Genomic DNA, 15,876 nt, shown 5'->3' on the forward strand with positions numbered 1-15,876 from the left:
GTTGCGTTCCCTTGCCGGCTGTCCCCCTCCACTGGTCCTGGTCCCTTCCGGCTGTAGTGGAACCATCGCCATTGCTGGGGCTTGATTTACCGCTGGCGTTGCGGTGTGTTCTGCGACGCAGGGGCTTCACGTCACGATCCGAGGCGGAAACGTTCCTCTCACCGAGTGATCTGCCGCCCACCAGCGATCACTTCCCTGATCTGGACCAAGCCTGTGCGCGCTTGGTTAAGGCTTGCCGTGCCAGAGAACGCGTAGCCATCTGTGGCGATTACGACGCCGATGGAATGACCAGCACAGCTCTCCTTTTGAGAGCTTTGGGCCCCCTTGGCGCCGATCCAGAGCCAGCGATTCCGTCACGGATGGATGAGGGATACGGCCTCAACCCAGCCATGGTTCAGCGGCTCTATGACGACGGAGTGCGACTTTTGGTCACCGTCGATAACGGTGTTGCCGCACGGGAAGCACTCGATCTCGCCGCCAGCTTGAACATGCAGGTGATCGTGACTGATCACCACACCATCCCGGCGAAACGGCCGCCCATGGCTGCCCTGATTCACCCAGCGACTACACCGGACGGCTCTCCTTATCGGGGTCTGGCTGGGGTTGGACTGGCTTATGTGCTTGCCCATGCCGTGGCCGAAGCCCTGAACAAACCTGAGGCCATCCGCGTGGCTCGGGATCTGTTCTGCATTGGAACTGTGGCCGATATGGCCCCCTTGGTAGGCGCCAACCGAAGCTGGTTGCTGGAGGGACTGAATCATCTGCATCGTTCCGAGTGCAGGGGATTGCAAGCGCTGCAGCGTCTAGCTGGTCTCGGGGAACGTCCGCTGACGGCCGAAGACATCGGATTTCAACTTGCACCACGCATCAATGCCGTTGGTCGCTTAGGAGAACCGAAGCTCGTTGTGGATCTACTCACAGCGGAAGACTCTGATTCGGCCATGGCGCTGGCGCGACGTTGTGATGATTTCAACCGCCAGCGGCGCGATCTGTGCGATGCGATTGAAGCGGAGGCCGTGGCCCTCGTGGAAGCGGAGACAAGTGATGCTCTCCCGTCATTTCTTCTATTGGCTCAAAGCCACTGGCATCACGGGGTGATTGGCATTGTTGCTGCGCGTCTGATGGAGCGATATCACCGACCCACCGCTCTCCTTGCCGGCGATGGTGATGGCTGTCTACGGGCTTCGGTGCGTGGGCCCGTCGGATTTGCTGTGGATGAGGCCCTCTCCAGTTGCAGTGATCTGTTGTCCCGTTTTGGAGGTCATCCCGCCGCCGGAGGTTTCACCGTGAAAGCGGAGCATGTGCATGCCCTGCATGAACGCCTCTGCGAACAAGCGGATGGTTGGCTGATGACCCAGGCCCTCGGCCGACCCGTTCAACCCGATGCTCTGCTGCATTTAAACGACGTGAACTGGGAGCTCTGGCGGCATTTGCAATCCTTGGCTCCGTTTGGGATCGGTCATCCGAAACCGTTGTTCTGGTCACGGGGCGTCAACGTTGAGGAGCGCCGTGACCTCAAAGGAGGACACCTAGCCCTGAGGCTTCGCCAGGGAGACAGCGAGCGCCGAGCCATTGCCTGGCGATGGGATCCATCGGCGGTCGTACCCGAATCCTGTGACGTGGCTTACAGCATTTCGATCAACCGTTGGCAGGGCGAACAGCGTCTTCAACTGGAGCTCAAAGCAATTCGCGCCCATACGGAGCTAGTGCTGATCGACCGGGGGACACGTCAGTACACAGCTTGCTGGACCGAAATGTCAGGTCTCACGCTCACCAATGGTGATGGGAAAACCTTGCAGGCAAAGATTGAACAAGAAAAATCCCTCACCAGTGACGACGACCTGGCGAGGGATACACGTGTCGTTCAGTTGATGGAAGAAGCCTGTCTTGGATTGGGGCTTCGTCCCTAAGCCGAGGCGATCAGAGCGCGCCGCGGCGGTAGAAGAGGATGAAGATGACAGCGGGGCCGGCAATGGTGATCAACGCCAGGGCGGCAAAGTTGGCGATCAGGTGAATGTCAAAGCCCATGACGATGCAGCGCTGTCCGAAATCTTTTCACCTCCCAGGCTACGGGGCTCTGTCCCGAGATCGACGAATTCGTTCCGCTCTCTGTGATGGCTTGTCACAGCCTCAGCGATGACCAGAGAGAAGCTTCAGTGGACCTGCATCAAGCACTGCGGTGCCTGTTGTCGACTCGCTCCGGAGGAACGTGCTGATGCTCTAGCGGCTTTGAGCGAAGATCAACAGCGCACCTATCTAGCCATGGTGGGGGCAGATGGCTGGTGCATCAATTACGACACGGGCAGGCAGCGCTGCAGGATCTACGACGAGCGTCCTGATTTCTGCCGCGTCAGCGAGCTGGGGCGGTTGTTTCACGTTCCAGATGATGCACTCGACGACTTCGCCATTGCCTGTTGCAACCAGCAGATCCGCAGCACCTATGGCGGCCGCAGTGGCGTGATGCGTAGGTTCAAGCGCGCGCAGACAGCGGGAGGTCCTGTTGACCAGTGAGCAAACAAGCAGCGAGTCGCGGAGCTTCGCTGCCGTGCTGTTCAGCACCTTCACAACCGTTTTTGTGGCTGAACTGGGTGACAAGACGCAGCTGGCGACGCTGCTGCTCTCCGCCCAGTCCGGCTCACCGGTGTTGGTGTTCATCGGTGCCGCGCTGGCTTTGATTGCGTCCAGCCTTGTGGGAGTCCTCGTGGGTCAATGGTTGGCCAAAACGCTTCCTCCTGAGCGACTGGAGCTGATGGCTGGACTGCTGATGGTGGCCCTTGGCATCTGGCTGGGCCTGCAAGCCGCCCGATCTTTATGGCTAAGTGCTGCGAGTTGACGATGGATTTTCCCCTTCTGATTTCCACCTTCTTGACCGTGTTCTTGGCCGAACTCGGTGACAAGACCCAACTCGCCACCGTCGCCATCAGCGGCACTTCAAATCGCCCTCTGGCGGTGTTTCTTGGATCATCATCAGCGCTTGTTCTCGCGAGCTTGCTTGGAGCATTTGCAGGAGGATCCGTCGCCACAGTGATTCCCAGCGACCTTCTCCAGTTGGTTGCTTCCATCGGTTTTCTCGTGATTGGTGGTCGCTTGCTGCTGCCTCTGTTCAGCGATGCTGAAAACTCCACAGACGGGGATCAGACTTCAGAGCCTTAAACTGAAGTTCGAAGGGTTGACTCAGCACGGCCAGCTGTTCGGCGTCGGCCACCCCTTCCTTCTCTCCCGGCCCTGATGGTCGGTTCCTGCGTACGCCACGATGAAATTCACGGTTGCCGATCTGCTGGATCAGCTCTCTACAGAGCATCCTTCTGAACAAGACCAGCTGGCCAAGATCCTGAAGCTCAATAAGACGGATCAAGCGTCGCTGGAGCTTGCAATCGCCTCACTGGTGAAGCTCGGTGTCGTTGAACGATCGAGCGAGGGTGGACTCAAGCGCCCACTTGAAAATGATCTGATTGATGCCCGACTGAGGTGCAGTAGCAAAGGGTTCTGCTTCGCCATTCGTGATGACGGCGGTGAGGACATCTACATCCGGGATCATCAGCTCAACCATGCTTGGAATGGTGATCGCGTGTTGGTGCGTGTAACGCGCGAGGGCGGACGACGACGCTCTCCTGAAGGCGGCGTTCAGTGCATCCTTGAGCGTTCAACCCGCTCTCTGCTGGCCCAGGTGGAGCAACAGGGCCAGCAGCTACTGGCATCACCCCTTGATGACAGGGTGCTGGCTGGTATCGAACTGCCACCAGAGGATTCCGAACATCTACCTGGAGAAGAGGTCTCAAGCGTTGTCGAGGTGCACATTGACCGCTATCCCGTGGCCCAGAACGCTGCTGCCGGTCGTGTGGTGCGCTCCCTCCCGCTCAACGGCGGCCCTGCAGCGGATCGTGACCTCTTATTGACCAAGGCTGGGCTTCAAGATCGTCCGGCGGCACCCCGTAGTTCTGGCAAAACTCCTGCGGCGAAGGGCCGTGTCGATCTGACAGGACAACCCTGCCTCCTTCTCAAAGGCTGGAATCAGGAGGATGCACCGGGCTTGCCGGCAGTTCATGTTGAAGCCAAGGATGGCGGATGCCGTCTATGGATCCACGTTCCCAGCGTGGGCGAGCGAATCGGATTAGGCAGCAGCCTCGATGTTTGTCTGCGAGATCGCGGAGAAGCGCTTTGCCTCGGTGAGGTCTGGCACCCCCTGCTAACACCCGCGCTTCACAAAGCGACGAGCTTCGCCACCGGCACAGATGTCGAGGCCATCAGCGTGCGACTGGACATCGGAGCCAATGGTGAACTCTGCGACTGGGAGTTCATGCTCAGCACGGTTCGCCCCACAGCCGAAGTGAGCGCTGATCAATTGATCGCTCTGGCGGAACGCAAACCAAAGGCTCGAAGCATTCCGGCGGCACTTAAGCCCATCAAAGATCATTTGGCTCAACTGGAGACCTTGCGGTTCTGCAGCACTCTCCTGCTGGACTACGAGCGCAGCCTCGGGGCAGTGCAACTGGACCTACGCCCACCCCAGCTTGAGGCGCTTGGTGATCTACGCAGTGCGGATCCATCCGGTCTTCGTCATCGCTGGGTTGACGCCTTCAACCCGGAGGATCCCCATGCGTTCCTCCAACCTCTGCTGAGGTGTGCCGATCGTGCCTGGACTGCACACCGGATTGATCTCCAATTGCCCGGGATCAGCATTCAGGCTGAGGAACCCGATGGCAACGTCTTGACCGATGTTGCCAAGACGGCCATCGCCTTGGACCTCCCCCTTGAACTTGATGACGAGGGTTGTCCGTCAGCGTCTGAGCTGATCCAGGTGTTCAAAGACAGCAGCCAACGACGGGTGCTTGAACAACAGCTCAGTCACGCGCTCCCTCCACTCAATTTTGCGGCGTCCACGGAGACGTCCCATGCAGAACAGGAGCCTTCCCCAGCAGAGGAAGGTGATCCAGCCAGCCATGACGCGTCACTCACCCCTTGGACCTGTGCCACACAGCATTACGGACACCTTGTCAATCAACAGATGCTCGTTGCACTGTTGACGGACGCCAAAGATCGTCCAACCGTGCGTCACAAGACGCGTTTGAAGCTTGGTTGCAAGGGAGCAGGCGCTGATCTGACTTGGCCCTTATTCACTGCATCTCAGGACGAGAAATTGAATGGGTTGGTCAACGACCGCACGGTGCAGCGGCTCAATTCGTGTCGCCGGCAGGTGCTGGAGCTGGAAAAAGATCTGCTGTCGATGATCCAGGCCCGATCAGCACAACCGCTGATCGGCCAGCAGGTGGAAGGCCGTATCAGTGGTGTTCAGAGCTATGGCTTCTTCGTTGAAGTGGGCGAGAGTCGGGTTGAGGGCCTGGTTCATGTGAGCTCCCTCAACGATGACTGGTACGAATACAGATCACGACAGAATCGATTGGTCGGTCGCAAGAACCGTCAGACCTATCAACTCGGCGATCAGGTTCAGGTGCGTGTGATCAATGTCGATGTTCTACGCAACCAGATCGATCTCGAGGTCATCAGTCAGGGCGATGAAGTCTCCACCGAGCTTGAACCGTCTGAGCCGCTGCCTGTTTCCCTCAGCGAGCGCTGAGTGATGCATCCCTACGTTCTGGCCGTCACCGGTGCGTCGGCACAACCCCTTGCCGAGCGTGCCCTGCAGTTGCTTCTGCTGCGAGGGCGCTCTGTCCATCTCGTTCTCAGCCACGGCGCCCATGAGGTCTTCCGTGCCGAACAGGGGCTGTCCATTCCCGTGGATCCCCTGAAGCAAAACGAGTTCTGGAGAGACAGGCTTGGCGTGGAGAGCGGAGATTTGAGATGCCATCGCTGGAATGATCAAGCCGCCTGCATCGCGAGTGGCAGCTACCGGACACGGGCGATGGTGATCGTTCCTTGCAGCATGGGAACCGTTGGACGCATTCACGCCGGAATTGCCGCTGATCTGATCGAACGCTGTGCGGATGTTCACCTCAAGGAGCGCCGTCCGCTGGTGATCGCTCCACGGGAGATGCCCTTCAACCTGATTCACCTCCGCAACCTCACTGGTCTGGCGGAAGCAGGAGCAACCATTGCCGCTCCCATTCCGGCTTGGTACACCCGGCCAGAGTCGTTGAACGAGATGGTGGATTTTCTTGTGGTGCGCCTATTCGATGGGCTGGAAGATGATCTTGCTCCGTTGAATCGCTGGAGCGGTCCACTGGAATGAGCACGCTTCAGCGGCTACTGCTGATCCCCTGCCTGGCTCCTCTACTGGCGTTGCTCGCCTTTTCTGCGACCAATGTCGGAGACAAGACTCGGCTTCGCTTGCTGGTTTGGACGACCCCAGCCATGCCCCTGGGTGCGTGGACCGCGCTCGCCGCCGGTGGCGGCGCTGCAGGTGCAGCACTCACAGCGTTCCTGTTGTTGCCAGCGCAACGTCCTCTCAGTCGCAAGCGCCATTCCCCTGTTCATCCCGACGTCCAAGAGACGGAATCAGCCGTCAACGATTCGCCCCGCCGATCCACTACGACCCCAGGCCCTGAAAGGGATGTGCGCGAACCGGCCCCCACGGTTTCTGTGGCTTATCGCGTGATTCAGCGCCCTTCGTCTGAGCCCCGGCATCCACAAACCTCAGCCGTACCGTCTCCCTCACAGCAGTTCAGCGACTGGGGGGATGATCCTGAAGCGAACTGGTAAGCAACGCACCAGGCTGCTTAAAGTTGCCGCAGTAACCCTGGATCGGTGAGCGAAACCCCTGTCGAGAAGGAGCCTTCAGGTCAAGAGACCCCTGCCAAGCCTGCGGCGAAAGCAAAGCCTCCGAAACCGGAGGACAAACCCTTCCCAGAGTTCATCGACTCGCTGTTTGTGCCGGCCGTCGCCAAACAACTGGCTGATCACAACATCACACCAGAACGGCTGGAGCGCGTGGATGGTCAGCGTCCCGTGGTTGGAGGGGATTGCCCAATGGTCATCGGCGAACTCCCTGGTGGACGCCGCTTCTGGCTCTGCTTCTCCAAGGCAGATATCAACAGCACAAAGGTGATTGCCTTGGCTGACCCCGGCAGTGATCCCACCCTGTTGGAAAGCTTCCTGATCGACGAAAAGCGGATGTCTCTGCCCCTTTTGGTCTCCCGCCTATTGCAACGCCTCAACGGCCAAAAGTGGTTGGGAGGTAACTAACCGGTCGTTTTGAGCTCGGGGGTCGTCCTGACACGCCTACATTGGCAGGATCGTGAAACGCAACTGATGGTCCCTCCCACCACCGTGGCCGAAGGCAGCGCTGTAGCCATCAAGGATCCTGTCAAGGACACAATCCTCACCCCACGCTTCTACACCACCGATTTTGAGGCGATGGCGGCGATGGATCTTCAGCCGAACGAGGCTGAACTAGAAGCCATCTGCGAAGAATTCAGGAAGGATTACAACCGTCATCACTTTGTTCGCAACGAGGAATTTGAGGGAGCCGCAGACAAGCTCGACCCGGAGACCCGCAAGGTCTTCATCGAATTCCTGGAGCAAAGCTGCACCTCTGAATTTTCAGGATTCCTTCTTTATAAGGAACTGAGTCGTCGGATTAAGGCCAAAAATCCTCTTCTTGCTGAGTGTTTTGCTCACATGGCTCGTGATGAAGCCCGTCATGCAGGCTTCCTCAACAAGTCAATGAGCGACTTTGGTATGCAACTTGATCTTGGTTTTCTCACCGCCAATAAGGATTACACCTTTTTCAAGCCAAAGTTCATTTTTTACGCGACATATCTCTCTGAAAAAATCGGCTACTGGCGCTATATAGCCATTTTCAGGCATCTCGAAAAGAATCCCGAAAGCAAGATTTTCCCGATCTTTAACTTCTTCGAGAACTGGTGTCAGGACGAAAACCGCCACGGCGATTTCTTCGATGCTCTGATGAAGGCACAACCCGATACGGTTCGCGGTCCGATCGCCAAACTTTGGTGTCGCTTCTTCCTTCTGGCGGTATTCGCAACCATGTACGTGCGTGACGTTGCCCGCAAGGAGTTCTACGAGGCCCTTGGCCTTGATGCGCGCACCTACGACAAAATGGTGATCGAGAAAACCAACGAGACATCTGCTCGCGTCTTCCCCGTCGTCCTCGACGTCAAGAACGAAAAGTTCTGGACTCGCCTTGAGCGCCTTGTTGCTAACAACAATGCCTTGGAGCAGGCCGACGCCAGCGATTCCATTGCTCCCGTCAAGTTGCTGCGGAAGCTGCCGTTCTGGATCGGTAACGGTGCCGAGATGGCAAAGCTATTTCTGATGCCAGCGATCGACAGCGAGCGTTTTCAACCAGCCGTGCGCTGAGGGTTATTCCCCAGCCAAATTCAGGAGTTTCCTTGACCAACGCCTTTTCCAATCAGTGGCGCGGACTTATGGAGTCCCTCTTGCATCGCGGCAGTGCTGCAGGCGCCGATCTGGTGGAAGTATTCCTCGAGCGAACAGATCACATCGGTTTGCTAGCTGAACAGGATCGGATCACCAGTGTCAATCCATCCTTTGCTCGTGGGGCAGGACTGCGGGTGTTCCGTGAAGGACGCGATGGCTTTGTCAGCACCAATGACCTCAGTGAAGCGGGACTGAAGCGTGCTCTTGACCAAGCCCTGGCCATGCTGGGACTTGAGCCCCAAGACCTCAGCACTTCCGCAGGTTTTGAAGGATTGAAGGCCCTGACGGATCACGGCTTGGCGAAGGCGGATTGGCTTGATCGCTGCCCTTCCCTGGATCAAGCCAGCCAATGCCTGCTGCAGGGAACTGCTCATCTCGAGCGCTTGGGCCAGCACCTACAGGTTCGCCGCGGCAGTTACGCCCGCGATTGGCAGGAAGTGCTGGTCGCTGCATCAGACGGAACCTTCGCGAGAGACATTCGATTGCATCAGTCGTCGGGCTTATCAGTCCTGGCTGCCGACGGAGATCACCGATCCAGCATTGGCCGCCGCTACGGCAGTTCCGATCGCCCAGACGACCTACGTGACTGGGATTCCGAAGCCAGTGCAGCAGAGGTCTGCAACAGCGCCGGCACGATGTTGCGTGCCGATTACGTGGATGCTGGACAAATGCCAGCTGTGCTGGCCAATCGCTTCGGCGGTGTGATCTTCCACGAGGCCTGTGGACACCTTCTCGAAACAACTCAGATCGAACGCGGCACAACCCCCTTCGCTGACCGTGTAGGTGAACTCATTGCTCACCCGGCCGTCACCGCAATCGACGAAGGCTTGAGTGGTGGATCCTTCGGTTCTTTGTCCATGGACGATGAGGGCATGGAACCTGAACGCACTGTCTTGATCAAAGACGGTGTGCTGCAGCGCTTCATCAGCGACCGTGCTGGTGAACTGCGCACCGGCCACAAACGCACGGGAAGCGGTCGACGTCAGAGCCATGCGTTTGCAGCTGCCAGCCGGATGCGAAACACCTTTATCGATGCTGGATCCCATTCGCCTGAACAACTGATTGAATCCGTGGATAGGGGTCTTTATTGCAAGGCCATGGGAGGCGGGAGCGTTGGTCCGACTGGCCAGTTCAACTTCTCCGTTGAAGAGGGGTATCTGATTGAGAACGGCAAACTCACCAAACCCGTCAAAGGAGCAACGCTGATCGGTGATGCCAAAGAGGTCATGCCACGGATTTCGATGTGTGCCAATGACCTTGAACTGGCTGCAGGGTTCTGTGGTTCCGTAAGCGGCAGTGTGTTTGTCACCGTGGACAACCCCACATCAAGGTTGACTCGATCACAGTTGGGGGCCGCTGAGGATGACCAGCAACAACAGCCTCAACGCCACACATCTACGAGATCGACTCCAGACTCTCGCCTCGCGAGAAGGGATTCGCTGTTGGGACCTCGGTGCTGCATGCAGCGACGATTGCTCTGTTCAGGTTGACCGGGGTGAAGCTAAGCAACTCAAGGCATCACAGCGGAGTTCCATCACAGTTCGCGTCTGGAACAGCGATGGCCTGGTCGGCATCACCAGCACCACCGACCTCTCTGATGGAGGGCTAGAGCAAGCTCTGGTCGGGGCCCATGCGGCCAGTCGTTTTGGCAACCCCGACGAAATTCCTCAGTTTTCACCTCTGGCCACGGCAGCACTGCCAGAACTGGATCGACCACTGCAACCCCGCCAGGGAATCCTCCCCCTGTTGGACACGCTTCGGGACGCAGAAGCAGACCTCTTGAGCCGCCACCGGGCCATTGAAACTGTGCCTTACAACGGCCTGGCGGAATCTCTATCCCAGAGCCTCTATTTGAACAGTGATGGGGCTCTGCGCCAGATGGAGCGCACCCAAGCCAGCCTCTATCTTTATGCCCGAGCCGAAGAGGCCGGCCGCAAGCCGCGAAGTGGAGGAGCCGTTCGTCTTGGGCTCGGCAGCAGCGAACTTGATGTTCAAGGCTGCATCAGCGAAGCGGTTGAGCGAACAATCAGTCATCTCGACTATCGGCCTATCGACACCGGCACTTACCGGGTCTGCTTTACACCGGAGGCTTTTCTTTCCCTGCTTGGTGCCTTTAGCAGCATGTTCAATGCTCGTTCGGTGCTCGACGGTGTGAGCCTGAGCCAGCGTGATTCGATCGGTTCCAACGTGGCAGTTCCCTTCTTGAATCTGCACGATGACGGACTTCATCCTGGCCATATCAGTGCCGCAGCCTTCGATGGCGAAGGTACGCCAACCCGTCGTCTTTCCTTGATTGAAGGAGGAACACTGAAGAACTTCCTCCACTCTGAAGCCACAGCACGAGCATTCGGCGTTGAGCCCACCGGCCACGCGGGGCTGGGAGCCAAGGTTTCGGTAGGTCCGGACTGGTTCGTGGTCGGCTCCGATCCAGAGGTGACGAGCGGCAGCAGCCTGAATCACCGCACAGAATCCGGGCCATTCGTTTTGATCGAAGATCTTTCTGCACTGCATGCCGGTGTAAAGGCCACCCAGGGATCCTTCTCTCTGCCGTTTGATGGTTGGTTGGTCAAGAACGGCGAAAGGGTTTCGGTTGAAGCTGCAACGGTTGCTGGTGACATCCGCACTGTTCTCAACGGTATTGCCCACCTTGAATCTGAAGCCGAAGTGACCCACCGCGGCGTGAGCCCTCACGTTTGGGTGGATGGTTTGTCCATCACCGGCGAAGCCTGACGTTGAGGATTCTGTTCTGGGGAACACCGGCCTATGCGGTGCCCACCCTTGATGCCTTGCATAAGGCTGGGCACACGATTGTGGGAGTCGTGACACAGCCGGATCGGCGGCGTGGTCGAGGGAAGCAACTGGTTCCTTCACCGGTGAAAGCGAGGGCTGAACAGCTGTCACTTCCGGTGTTTACACCGGTACGGATCCGACGGGATGAAGATTGCAAGGAGGAACTTGCTGCTCTCGGAGCCGATGCCTCAGTGGTGGTCGCCTTCGGACAAATTCTCCCCAAGGATGTTTTGGAGCAACCTCCCCTGGGTTGCTGGAACGGTCACGGATCACTTCTGCCCCGCTGGCGGGGTGCTGGTCCAATTCAATGGGCCCTGCTTGAGGGTGACGAGGAAACAGGTGTGGGGATCATGGCCATGAAAGAAGGGCTCGACACCGGACCTGTACTGCTCGAGCAGAGGATTCCGATCCAGCTGCTGGATACCTCCATCGACCTGGCTGAACGGCTGAGTTCCCTCACTGCAGAGTTGATGGTGCAGGCCATGCCATTGATTGAAGCGGCAGGTCCAGGACGAGAGCAAGAGAGATTGGCAAGGCTGAAGGTGCGTGCTCAGGCAGAGGAGTCGAGCTATGCACGCATGCTGGAGAAGCAGGATTTCAGGTTGGATTGGTCAGCCCCTGCTCTAAGCATTCACCGCAAAGTGATGGGGCTTTATCCCGGAGCCTTCACCCATTGGCAAGGCAAACGGCTGAAGGTGTTGCGCTGTGAACCGTTGATCGAACGGTTGAAGGATCAACTCAGCACAAACAGCCGCCAACTTGTAGGCCAATGGCCCACCGGTGGACATGCACCAGGGACAATCCTGGCGGTGCTTGAGGATCAGGGCCTGGTGGTCAGCAGTTCCGGCTGTCCTCTTTTGATTCGCGAAGCTCAGCTGGAAGGTAAGGCACGCAGCACCGCTCCAGTTCTGTTACAGCAACTCAAGGCCACCAGAGGAGATCGCTTCGACGTGGATTGATTCAGGATTCCGTGTACAACGAACGCGCTTGAGTCCAGACCTGGTCGAGATCCTGTTCGGAAAGTTGAAGGGCTTCGGGGAACATGCTGGAGAGCCATTGCTGCCGTTTCAAAAGGCTGTCGGCCTCAAAGAATGTTTGCTGAGACGCGAGAACTCTAAATTTGAGAAATTCAAGCAACCGTGCACGAAGCCGAATCGTGTTCACGAGTTTGATACGTCTGCGTTCATCTTGAAGATGAATTGTGCAGCCTTCGTTCACGCCAGTCAATCGAGGTGCGATCAGCTCCAATGTTGTTGGAGGTTGCCAGTGGCGTTGTTTTGTTTCGGGATGGGGATAATAAATCCATCCCCCGACAACCTCAGCTTCTCGTGCCTTGATTTGCACACTCCAGAACGAGAACGTTTCAGGAGGATGGATCTCTGTCCACCGAACTTTCTCGAACAGGTGATCTGGATTCGAAAGTGAAACTTCTAGGGGTGAAAAGTCAACATTCAACGTGCCAAAATAACAGTTAGTTAGGTCGAGACCCAATGCCATGAATACAGGAGTTTGCATTCGAATCGTTCCATCCGGATAAGGAGATTCGTTGCTTGTTCCGGAAGCGACACCATGGCCAGCGCAGAGACGCCCAGTGAGCCATTCAGCGTTCATTGGTCAACGAAGTTCATGATGACTGCAGCTTTCACAGGGTCCCTCGGGCCACACAGCACAGCGCAACAAAGGGCTGCGGGCATTGAAACGACAGTTTGGGTCGCCGATGACCCAGCCGTGTCGCCAGGGCGTTGCATCAGCAGGCCGAGACTGAGGTTTGACCATTAAGGCTACTGACGCCATGACATAGCGCCCGTTGCGTAGGGCGTAGCGGTGGCGACGTTGCATCACTAGGAATGATTCATCCTTGACGACGAGCCATCGTCCAGGGTGTGGTGGGTCTGCAAGATCAACGCGGTTGATTAAATAATCACCACTGACGTGGCGAAGCTCAACAAGCATGGCTTTCGTCTTGATCGAGATCACTGGTTCGAATTGACATTCCCCAAGCAAACAAAACCAATACAACCAGAAGCGTTAACCAGTCGGGTTGATTCAAGTCTGGAACGATGACGTGAACGATCAACCTAAAGGCAACGAAAGCAACGGCAAGGAAACCAGCTGTTTCAAGGCGTGGGTACAGGTCAAGCCAGCGAATGAATAGGGCGGACGTGAAGCGCAAAGCCACGATCCCGATAAAGGCTCCTGCACTGATCAGCAGGATTTGATCACTGATTGCCACCGCTGCGGCGACACTGTCGATGGAGAAGGCAAGATCAGTGAAGGCCAGAAGCAGAACGGTCTTGAGAAAGGGACGTTCACTGCGATCAGATCCATCGGCATCCAAAGCAGAGGCCAAATCGTCCGACCGGCTTTTGAAGTGATCCACCACAAGCCAAACGAGATAGGCAGCGGCGAAGAGCTGAACCCAAGTATTTTGCAAAACCCATTGGGCGACAACGATCAGGGCGATTCGCAACACCAGAGCCATGCCAATACCAAGGTTGAGCGCCAGTCGCTCTTGCTCTGGCTGACGACTACTACGGGCAATGGCAGCAAGAGCGACGGCATTGTCAGCCGAAAGGATCAGCTCCAGGAGCACCAGCACGGGGAGTAGAGCAAAAATCTCTCCCCATTGGTCGGCACCTTCAAAGAAATCCGAAAGCGAGGGGAGCGAAGTGATGTCCATGGCGGCAGCCTAGAAAGTGCAAGCGCTGTTCCATTGCGATGCAGATCCGGGCCGAGCTGTGTCACGTCGATACCCTGCGATGCATCGTGAGGGTTGAGGCATCGACTGACGGGGCTGTTTTAGGCAGCGCACTTGGCGAAGCAGCCACTGCAGAAGAAGCTGAGGAAAGGGCGTTACAACGTCTCAACACCAGGCTTCAGATCAGTCCTCCACAACGGCTGGAACAGGTTGCTGTCAGTCCCCAAGACAACGAAAGCTCAAAGGCAGCAGAGCATGTCGCGGTAGAGCGGCCTCGAAAGATTGAGGCGCCCGAGCCTGTTGCTCCTGCCCCCTCTGCCACTCCACAGATTTCCAACACCCAAGATCCACCTTCGGAAACACCGACGGATCCTGACGATTGGAGCGACGAGCTCACCGCCATCGACCTCGAAATCAGACGCATCGGTTGGACGCGAGAGCAAGAGCAGGCGTACCTCACGCGAGCATTTGGCCTTGGCAGCCGCCACAAACTCACGCGCTACGCCGATTTGGTGGCCTATTTGCGACAGCTCAAGTTGATTCAAGCTAACGATGATGCCTCCACCGCCCCGGCGCCAATCCGCCGTGGAGACTTGCTGAACCAGGGAGATTCGATGTTGAAGCAGCTTGGCTGGAACTCAGATCAGGCCCGTGCATTTCTTCAACAACATCTCGGCTCGACAAGTCGACAACAGCTCAGTGATGAACAGCTGCTTCAATTCAACATGCTCTTGGAGGAGCAGACACTCAAGTCATCGTAATTACCGAGTTGTCAGCCTTCTACTGCAAGCTATGACTGACTTTTGAGGGTCTTCTGCTCCACCGGTGTTGGGCATGGGTAGAACGTTGCTATGGACTCCACGCTGTTGATGTGGATCACCCGGCTTAGCCCTAACTGCTTGGAACGCTGTGGGTTAAAAGATCGGCGCGGATCTCCATCATTCCTGCTTTGACAGACAGGAAACGGATACTAATTTTTACTCTGGACAATGAAACCTGACAACGAAATTATCGACCGACGCCACGAAGCTATTAGTTCGTACGCACTGGCAGCAGCGAAGCGGTCTAGGCAACCGATGAACTCAAAAGAAGTAACCGCCCAATCCACACGGGAAATTAGACGGTTCAACACTTCTCGTCGGGCCTCGCTCTACCCGGCTTTCAGGACAACGTGCTCCTGACCATCAAATAATGACTGGCAAGAGTCATTTTTAGAGAACATTGACGAGCAGTATGCGTAATCCGCATGAACAGGTTGGCTAATGAATGAAATCAAAGTTCAAACAACGTTTTAATCAAAGATTAAATTCTCCTAAGCCGCTTTGATGAAACTCCCCAATTTCTGCGCACGCATAGACATGTGATATTGCACTCTGCTTGAGAAGCAGAAAAAAGCCTGCAAGTCACAGGCTTTACTCAAAGCATACGAATAACACATAGCGACGCAATAGATGCACTTATTTATAAGAATGTGTTAGCGCCAGCCACTTACAGGAAACGACAGGCTGCTGGGAAAACCGACGCTCAGCTCATCGAAACAATTGACTCTTCAGCCTCCGAGTTCACACAGAAGCACGCTTATGAACAACGATGGACTCGTCCCTGTGTCGCCGACGTGAAGCAGACGGTAATGACCGCTACCCAACACGCAGCGTGGACCTTGACGCTCTACTCCAACAACGTCGATGACGTCCTCCGTCATCCGTTGTGAGAGTCGTTATCTGCGGAGTGAACGCCATGCCTATCTGCACTGATCGAAAGGGACTGGGGCGATGAGCTTCATCACGAACGGTGCGATCGACGGGTCAAGCGTTGGTCTGCTGGCATCGCACAGGTGTTCACTCAGCTAGAAGCTGGAACAGGCATGGTTTGGTCACTGACAAGAGAGTTAGACCTGAGCAGGGTGGGAACAATTAATTCCAGCCTCATGCTTGGACGACGTTCAGCATTCGTAGCCGCCTTGGCAGCAGTTCAAGCTGTTTCGATCGGAGCTGAGCCTGCCCATGCTGCTCAAAATTGCGGTGCGGGGG

At 56.7% G+C, this 15,876-nt stretch carries 16 protein-coding genes and 1 pseudogene; 13 read left to right on the forward strand and 4 right to left on the reverse strand.

Annotated elements, in window-relative coordinates:
• Positions 1 to 11: 11 nt before the first annotated feature.
• Entirely contained in the window at positions 12 to 1,910 is a 1,899-nt protein-coding gene (gene recJ / locus DXY29_RS03955; protein WP_115023135.1) for a single-stranded-DNA-specific exonuclease RecJ, read from the forward strand.
• A gap of 10 nt (positions 1,911 to 1,920) precedes the next feature.
• Here the strand turns inward: recJ and psb30 are convergent, their stop codons facing one another.
• Positions 1,921 to 2,028 carry a photosystem II reaction center protein Ycf12/Psb30 gene (gene psb30 / locus DXY29_RS03960; RefSeq protein ID WP_115023138.1) on the reverse strand — a complete coding sequence of 36 codons (108 nt, stop codon included), beginning with the start codon at positions 2,026 to 2,028 and terminating at the stop codon, positions 1,921 to 1,923.
• Positions 2,029 to 2,136: 108 nt separating this feature from the next.
• Between psb30 and DXY29_RS03965 the strand changes: the two genes are divergently transcribed.
• From DXY29_RS03965 to fmt, 11 genes and pseudogenes are all read left to right on the forward strand, one after another.
• Complete coding sequence (locus DXY29_RS03965; RefSeq protein ID WP_115023140.1) at positions 2,137 to 2,511, forward strand: YkgJ family cysteine cluster protein; 375 nt, start codon at positions 2,137 to 2,139, stop codon at positions 2,509 to 2,511.
• Positions 2,501 to 2,833: a TMEM165/GDT1 family protein gene (locus DXY29_RS03970; protein ID WP_115023142.1), complete on the forward strand. Its 333-nt coding sequence runs from the start codon at positions 2,501 to 2,503 to the stop codon at positions 2,831 to 2,833. The genes DXY29_RS03965 and DXY29_RS03970 overlap by 11 nt, the downstream gene beginning before the upstream one ends.
• 2 nt (positions 2,834 to 2,835) lie before the next feature.
• Entirely contained in the window at positions 2,836 to 3,153 is a 318-nt protein-coding gene (locus tag DXY29_RS03975; protein WP_115023143.1) for a TMEM165/GDT1 family protein, read from the forward strand.
• A 100-nt stretch (positions 3,154 to 3,253) separates the two neighbouring features.
• The gene (locus DXY29_RS03980) at positions 3,254 to 5,575 is read left to right on the forward strand and encodes an RNB domain-containing ribonuclease (protein WP_115023145.1); all 2,322 of its coding nucleotides are present in this window, start codon (positions 3,254 to 3,256) and stop codon (positions 5,573 to 5,575) included.
• A 3-nt stretch (positions 5,576 to 5,578) separates the two neighbouring features.
• Positions 5,579 to 6,187 (forward strand): flavin prenyltransferase UbiX, encoded by a 609-nt coding sequence (locus DXY29_RS03985; protein WP_115023147.1) that lies wholly within the window; start codon positions 5,579 to 5,581, stop codon positions 6,185 to 6,187.
• Complete coding sequence (locus tag DXY29_RS03990) at positions 6,184 to 6,657, forward strand: hypothetical protein (RefSeq protein WP_115023148.1); 474 nt, start codon at positions 6,184 to 6,186, stop codon at positions 6,655 to 6,657. Before DXY29_RS03985 ends, DXY29_RS03990 begins: the two co-directional genes overlap by 4 nt.
• A gap of 45 nt (positions 6,658 to 6,702) precedes the next feature.
• Positions 6,703 to 7,140 (forward strand): DUF2996 domain-containing protein, encoded by a 438-nt coding sequence (locus tag DXY29_RS03995; protein WP_115023150.1) that lies wholly within the window; start codon positions 6,703 to 6,705, stop codon positions 7,138 to 7,140.
• 66 nt (positions 7,141 to 7,206) lie between these two features.
• The gene (acsF, locus tag DXY29_RS04000; protein WP_115023152.1) at positions 7,207 to 8,277 is read left to right on the forward strand and encodes a magnesium-protoporphyrin IX monomethyl ester (oxidative) cyclase; all 1,071 of its coding nucleotides are present in this window, start codon (positions 7,207 to 7,209) and stop codon (positions 8,275 to 8,277) included.
• A 32-nt stretch (positions 8,278 to 8,309) separates the two neighbouring features.
• Positions 8,310 to 9,718, forward strand: a pseudogene (locus DXY29_RS04005) (TldD/PmbA family protein).
• A 2-nt stretch (positions 9,719 to 9,720) separates the two neighbouring features.
• Positions 9,721 to 11,088 (forward strand): TldD/PmbA family protein, encoded by a 1,368-nt coding sequence (locus DXY29_RS04010; protein WP_115023153.1) that lies wholly within the window; start codon positions 9,721 to 9,723, stop codon positions 11,086 to 11,088.
• A gap of 2 nt (positions 11,089 to 11,090) precedes the next feature.
• Positions 11,091 to 12,107, forward strand: a complete 1,017-nt coding sequence (fmt, locus tag DXY29_RS04015; RefSeq protein WP_115023155.1) for a methionyl-tRNA formyltransferase — start codon at positions 11,091 to 11,093, stop codon at positions 12,105 to 12,107.
• A 1-nt stretch (position 12,108) separates the two neighbouring features.
• Here fmt and DXY29_RS04020 read toward each other — a convergent pair whose 3' ends face one another.
• Genes DXY29_RS04020 through DXY29_RS04030 form a run of 3 tightly spaced genes read right to left on the reverse strand, consistent with a single transcriptional unit; the run spans position 12,109 to position 13,828 of the window.
• Positions 12,109 to 12,759: a hypothetical protein gene (locus tag DXY29_RS04020; protein ID WP_115023156.1), complete on the reverse strand. Its 651-nt coding sequence runs from the start codon at positions 12,757 to 12,759 to the stop codon at positions 12,109 to 12,111.
• A 3-nt stretch (positions 12,760 to 12,762) separates the two neighbouring features.
• Positions 12,763 to 13,101, reverse strand: a complete 339-nt coding sequence (locus DXY29_RS13665; RefSeq protein WP_115023158.1) for a DUF6464 family protein — start codon at positions 13,099 to 13,101, stop codon at positions 12,763 to 12,765.
• A complete protein-coding gene (locus DXY29_RS04030; protein ID WP_115023159.1) occupies positions 13,091 to 13,828 on the reverse strand; it encodes a DUF475 domain-containing protein in 738 nt (245 codons plus the stop codon). Before DXY29_RS04030 ends, DXY29_RS13665 begins: the two co-directional genes overlap by 11 nt.
• A gap of 38 nt (positions 13,829 to 13,866) precedes the next feature.
• On the opposite strand from DXY29_RS04030, the gene DXY29_RS04035 reads away from it, so the two are divergent.
• Positions 13,867 to 14,607: a hypothetical protein gene (locus DXY29_RS04035; protein ID WP_115023161.1), complete on the forward strand. Its 741-nt coding sequence runs from the start codon at positions 13,867 to 13,869 to the stop codon at positions 14,605 to 14,607.
• Positions 14,608 to 15,876: the final 1,269 nt, after the last annotated feature.

It is taken from the genome of Synechococcus sp. UW69 (genome assembly GCF_900474185.1).
Lineage (GTDB): Bacteria > Cyanobacteriota > Cyanobacteriia > PCC-6307 > Cyanobiaceae > Parasynechococcus.